Origin of the sequence: Lactobacillus huangpiensis, assembly GCF_019972815.1 — a bacterium.
Lineage (GTDB): Bacteria > Bacillota > Bacilli > Lactobacillales > Lactobacillaceae > Lactobacillus > Lactobacillus huangpiensis.
Genome location: NZ_BPPA01000015.1, coordinates 1 through 6346, shown reverse-complemented (window position 1 = coordinate 6346; position 6346 = coordinate 1). Strand labels below are relative to the sequence as shown.

At 33.0% G+C, this 6346-nt stretch carries 3 protein-coding genes; all 3 read right to left on the bottom strand.

Annotated elements, in window-relative coordinates; translation table 11 throughout:
• Window positions 1-824 precede the first annotated feature (824 nt).
• The 3 genes from LDM90_RS09260 to LDM90_RS09250 all read right to left on the bottom strand — a co-directional run bounded on the left by LDM90_RS09260 (window position 825) and on the right by LDM90_RS09250 (window position 5420).
• Window positions 825-2663 (bottom strand): plasmid recombination protein, encoded by a 1839-nt coding sequence (locus LDM90_RS09260; protein WP_187155192.1) that lies wholly within the window; start codon window positions 2661-2663, stop codon window positions 825-827.
• An 829-nt stretch (window positions 2664-3492) separates the two neighbouring features.
• Window positions 3493-4629 carry a matrixin family metalloprotease gene (locus LDM90_RS09255; RefSeq protein ID WP_223897619.1) on the bottom strand — a complete coding sequence of 379 codons (1137 nt, stop codon included), beginning with the start codon at window positions 4627-4629 and terminating at the stop codon, window positions 3493-3495.
• A gap of 539 nt (window positions 4630-5168) precedes the next feature.
• Window positions 5169-5420, bottom strand: coding sequence for a hypothetical protein (locus tag LDM90_RS09250; RefSeq protein ID WP_223897621.1), 252 nt, complete (start codon window positions 5418-5420; stop codon window positions 5169-5171).
• Window positions 5421-6346 lie beyond the last annotated feature (926 nt).

Genomic DNA, 6346 nt, shown 5'->3' with positions numbered 1-6346 from the left:
AACTAAAGTGAAAGATTAGTTCGGAGGTTTTTCCGTTATCAAAACAGCACACAAATAGCCAACAGGACAAAGTTGTAAAAAGTGACAGGTTTAATAGAGCCATCTCAAGTAATAAATCTATTTCCGAAAGTCAGTAACGAGACAGTGGGGCAAGTGGCGGTGACGACCAGCAGTGCAAACAAGGTCAGGGTGGTTCCGACGACTACTGCAGGTTTAGAATTACACATCTGTAAGGAGAATATGCAGCAGTGGTGCACATGGCCGTAAGTATCAGAACATAGTACGCCGTACTATTGACTGGGGTTAGTAATGACGTTGTCCAGCAACTTCTAGATCATCACTAAGAGAAAACAAACAACGGGTACAAGCGGTGTTAGGGCGTTGATTAACCAATAAAAAGCGTGTGTCGGCGAAAGCCGGAGTTATAACCAACAATTGCAAAGCAAGTTAGTTAGATACTTTTATTCCCTTTTCGCAAGGGGAAAGTACCTAACTAACCGCTTTGCGGTTAGTAGAGAGTTAGGTATGGGGAGAGTCTGCCCCAAAAGAGTAAGAGATCAAGCAGGGAAGAGAAAGAAATAAAAGAGTTAGGTAAAAAATGATATTGGAGGGTAAGGTGCTGGAATAGAAGTGGATTAAAGAGTGGGAATGGAAAAATGATGAAGCATTGTATTCAGATTTTAAGTTAGAAAAAGAGTATCAGAAAATATTTAGTGAAGAATAGTAATGTCTGCAGATCGCTCAAAATTGAGTTCTAAGAGCTTTTAATGGTGTCTAGGATGATTGGATGTGTTTTTTGCTTAAAAAAGGTGGTTGAGAAATGTTTAACGTTCAAGTCCACGACTACGTTCTCTTGGTGCTTGTTGCTGAAAATATTTAACCTGTAATTTTTCTTGACTTGGTTCGGGATTTAATTTTTTAACATCTTTCTTGTCCCAATAACGGGCGAAATATTTTAAAGCTGGTTCTGGGTCTTTTTGAAAATGTTGGCCAACTTGTTTGGTAACTTGATCCCAAATATTTTTGATTAGTGGTTTACAGTCCTTGACGGCGATAACTAAGTTTTTAGCGAATTGATCTAGCTTAGTAATTTGTGTTTGTTGTTGGCGAATGAGTCGATTGCGTGTTGATAGAGCCTGTTTTTGTTCAGCTAGTAATTGTTCTTGCTGTTTTAGTTGTTTAGCTTGAGTTTGATTTTCCTGCTGTTTTTCGGTTAGTTTAGTTTGCAGATCGTGAATTTGGTGCTGGTATGGCTCGCTGCCAGTAGTCAATTTTTGTTGTAGGTCGTAAATTTTAGCGTTGAGGGTTATTCGTTCACTTTCTTGTTTATGATCATTGGCAATGGATTGTGTAATCATTTTGTTAAGATTTTGAATTTCTGCTTGTAACTTTTTGATTTTTTCTTGATATGGCTGACCAGCATTTTTGTGGACACGTTGCTGTTCTTCTCTTCGTCCTTCCTCAACACCGAAAGTATGACCTTGAGAGTAGCCGTTAAGTTCTGCAGTTTCCTTTTGCGCTGTAAGCTGCTCATTTTGGGCTTTTAATTGGACATTCTCCGTTAGCAATTGCTTGTTTTGCCCGATAATTTGTACCAAATTTTGTGGTAAATCGGCTTGTCTAATTAATTTTGCAATTCGTTTTTGTGCCAGTGGTTTGTCGAGTATGCCAAAAGTCTTAGTTGGTAAATAATAATCGGCATTTTTGCCCTTATTAACATTTTCAAGGCGTTTCAAATTGCTGATGTATGATTTATCGGCTTTAGAATTAAAAACGCTCTGAGCGGCTAAATTTGCTAAATTTTGTTGTTTTTCATTAACTTTTAGGCTAAGTTGCTCGTTTTTTAATTCTTGATCGGTTAATTTAACTTGTACTTCGGCATTTTCTTGTTGCTGGGTTTTAGTAATTTCTTGAACTTGCTCTACTCTACGCATAGCTTGTTTGTATTCATGAACGTTTTTTAAACGATTAGTAAAGCCAACTTCGCGCTCAATACCAAATTTCAGGGCAATTTGACTTAATTTTTCAGTTTGGTGGTGTTGAAAATTGCTAAAAAGCGCCCGACTGTCCTTAGGATCGTTCTTGTAGCCTTCTTCAAGCAAAGCTTTATCAAAACTAGGCTTGATAGTTAAGCCACGCTTAGCGTGCGGTAAATGAGCCACAGGAACAACGTTAAGGTGTAAATGGGGCGATCCCGGCTCGTCCATATGAATGACCGCATTATAAACAATAAAATTGGGATTATCTTGCATAAAGTCATGCACAAATTCGGTCAAAATCATTTTAGCTGCACGCCAATTTTTTGAATTAGCACGGTCTTTATTCAGATAATCTTGTTGATTACCAACTTGAACAATAAATTCCCGTTGAGTTTGTTGGTTTTTACTATGAAGCACTTGCTGATAGTAATTTTTGATTTTACGATCGGCACGTTTTTGTTTGGCATTATAGAGCTCGATTGCGGGATCAAATTGTTCATGATAAACGTCTTTAATATCACGATGAACTAAAACTTGATTTAATTTAGTAAATTCACGTTGGATATGAGTATGGCCTTTTTTATCAAAATCAAAATGTTCAATATCTAAAGAACGATTGTTGTGTTTAATTGAAGTTTCGCTAGCCTTACCTTTAGCGAATGAAATAGTCATTTTTTGGTTCATCAAGTAGGTACCTCCGAGTAGATTTTATTCTACTTCTTTTTTGTTACTTTTCCAAAAAGTAACGTTTTCGATGTAGTGACAATTGCTTACAGCAAAAGTCACTACATCAAACGCCCTTACGCAGGGGGCGAAGAAGAAAAACTAACGTAATTTCTGCTTAATTCAATTTTGCCAAAACTACGTAATGGCCAAAATTTCATAACGAAAAAAACAAGCAAAAGTCGTAAAGACTAGTGCTTGTTTTTTCGTCTGATCGTATCCTCAAGGATACGATTTTCTTTTTTTAAAAAAGAAACAAAAAGACGACCTACTAGGCCGCCAACCGCGCGTTACAAGTAGCTAACTTGCCACACGTTATATCGTACATGCGATATATTATCTTATTTCTAAGCTAATTGTAGCACGAAAGCCCATATCTGGTAAAATAAATATGCACGTTATGTGTCATCTTGGAGAGTTTAGCTAGCTCTTCTAAGGAGGTGAGAATCGTGCACGATATTATTATCTTATTTTTACTGTATTCTGTGTTGTCAAAGGCTAAGCAAGTGCTAGATGATTTACTTATGATTCTAGACAAACTGCTTAAATAATGCAGGGAAAAGGCACAAGAATTTCTCGTGCCTTTTTTGATTGGTCTAATTGTGAAATTGCAGAAAGGTGCAAAATAAAAAGCCTGCAATAACAAGCTTTTTTAATACTATACGGTTTTAAATTCACAAGTGTGCAAAATTTGCACAATTTGAGCCTTAGTTTATAAGGGTTAAGCGACTACTTCCGATAATGCGCATTATGTAAAGCTACATGCGGTATAGATAAAAGCGTAGTTAGTTTAGCTGATACTTTTATACGTTTCACCTACATTTAGTTTAGGTAGCTTTATCATTTTACTGGTTTTTTTACCTCTCTTATGTTGAGTTAACCTTAAATCATTATAGTTCTTAACTGTATTTGTGTTTAAGGTGATATTATCTTCGGGAATATCACTTATTGTTGAAAATATAGGTTTGTTATTTTCCCAAATTTTAATGATGTTACCAGGTTTAGTTAAAATATTTAATTCAATAGAATTTTGGTTTCTTTTAGCATCAAGTATGGTTGGTTTATCGGTAGTATATTTTGATGCTGAAATTGTTTTAATTAAGTGCTTACCACTGTAAATTGTAAAGTTTTTATATCCTTTAAATGGTAAAATTATTTTGAATTTAGCTCCATTTTTCTTTACTTTATAATTTTTAATAGTTTGTTTATTATATTTAATATTTAACTCAGAAATATCATAAGTATTACCGCTAAGTGTTAACTTATGGGTCTTACCAGAATAATTCATATGAAGCTTCGAAATTCTTGGATTTAATTTAATAGGTAAATCAATCGAAACAATATTATTACCAATGGCGTCTCCTAAATTTGCTACGGATTTAGAATATGCTTTTTTCATTCCTCGAATATCAGGCTTGCTAATAGAATAAGTTCTATTAGCTGGATTCATTACAGATTTACTGCCTTTTGAATTATGCTTTAGTCCTAATGCATGACCTAATTCATGTTCTGCTACATTAATTTTTTGTTTAGTTGTATATTTATATTTTTTTAATGAAGTTTTATTTAGTTCTACTTTGTTGCTGACTATTAAGTGATTACTTACGTTATATCGCATGTGATCTATACCAGCTAAACCCTTTAGACTCTTATCCTGTTTTTGGGTAAGTGCTATTAAGTGTGTGTTTGATGAGCTAGCTTTTTCCCACTTAAATCCCGCTTTTTTCCAACCATTAATTGCTTTTTTCCATATATATTTGTAGTTTTTAGATTGTTTATTTATCACATAAGTTGAATGCTGTTCAGGGAATCTCCAACCATAAGGTGTAGTAGCTTTAGTTTTAGCTGATACATTAATTGGCGTATAGCTCAAAAACAGCGTCAAAGACAATGATAAAACAGCAAACTTATTAAGTTTTTTATTCATTTTTACTCCCAGTATATTTGAATAATTTAATAATATAAATTATGGTTTTAGTTATAAAACACCATATATTTTTTGTCAATGCAATATAATTACTCCTATTGATACTTTGTAATAGCTAGTTACACTTTTTAATGCACTTTTTAAGTGGTTTGTCAAAAAATAAAAGTAGGTATCCGCACCGACGCAAACTCGCGGACGCAAGCAGACAGGTAATGAGTCTGTCGGGAGTGTTAAATGGTCACTACGGCCGGTGTAACCAAGAAGTAATGAAGAAAGAAATATGCATTATGTAAAGCTACATGCGGTATAGGCTATTTAAATTGGTAAAAATGCAGATACAATATTTGCTAAATTGTTTGACCAGGTTTTATTAATATGTATGTGCCTAAATGCAGAGTAAAGTATATGGTGAGTCGTTCCTGTATATGCGTCGAGGACTTTAACAAAAATTCCTAAGGTTGTATGCTTTCTAATCATTTTATATACAATTTTTCTAATTGGTTTAGGAGTTCTTCTAAGTACCTTTAAAAATAGTTTACCTACAGTTGCACCACTAATGTATATTTTGTCTGTTGAACCATGTTTGTTAACAGCATAACTCCTTTATGTGAAAAATTAAAATTAGTTTCTAAATTTTTTCTAGCTCTATTCAATTTAGCACGTTTTGTTTTTGCTTTTTTCATTGAAGCAGCTACAACAACTGTATTTGTTTGTATGGCTGTATTAGCAATTTCAGGAGATAGTGCCAAACATGTACAAAATGTTATAAATATTTTCTTGATTACTTTCATATTTTCACCTCTTATATAGTTTATAATAACAGGTGAAATTTTTCATCATTTTTTCGAATAATTAACTAGTAATATAATAACAGGAACTATTTGACATATAGACCAATATGCTAAATTAATATATCCTATAATAATAATTACAGGATATTTTAATATAGTATAATATAAAACTACTAGACTAATTCCAGCTATAAGCGATAATATGTTGATAAACTTTAGGGTTTTTTGTTGTGCTATAGCAAGCTTATTTTGGATATCAATATCTTCTGCTGATGATTTGTGATTTTTTTTAATACTGCTATTAAAAAAATCGTTTACAGATGCTATAGCAAAGAAAATTATCGCTGTAATTATGTCTATTATCGAGCCGAAAATATTTGTTTGCCATTGATATACGGCGAGGAATAATAGGCTTATGGTTAGTATTAGGTCAAATAAATTGTTAATGATTTTTTTTTATTTCTTTTCATGTTGTTTTCCTTTTCCTTTTTGTTTTTATATTTAGTTATTAATAATTCTAAATGATTATCAATTAAATAGCGAGGTAATTTGATTATAATTGTGGGTGATTTTTGATAGTTATATTGGTTATTTTTAAGTATAGAGATGAATTTGTTAATAATATTTATGAAATTAAAAAATTGACTATTAAAAAAAAGCAGTTTTTATGCTATGATGACAACAGTATGAATTAAAAAAGCCCTGGCTGCTGAGCAGTCAGGGCAAAGAAAAAAAGCTAATCCATGTTCACTTTGGCGGGCGAATAAATTAGCTTTAATCCTCTTGAATTCAATACTTAGTATAACAAATCTAAGTTATAATTCAAGAGATTAAAGCTAAAAACCTCCGAACTAAAGTGAAAGATTAGTTCGGAGGTTTTTCCGTTATCAAAACAGCACACAAATAGCCAACAGGACAAAGTTGTA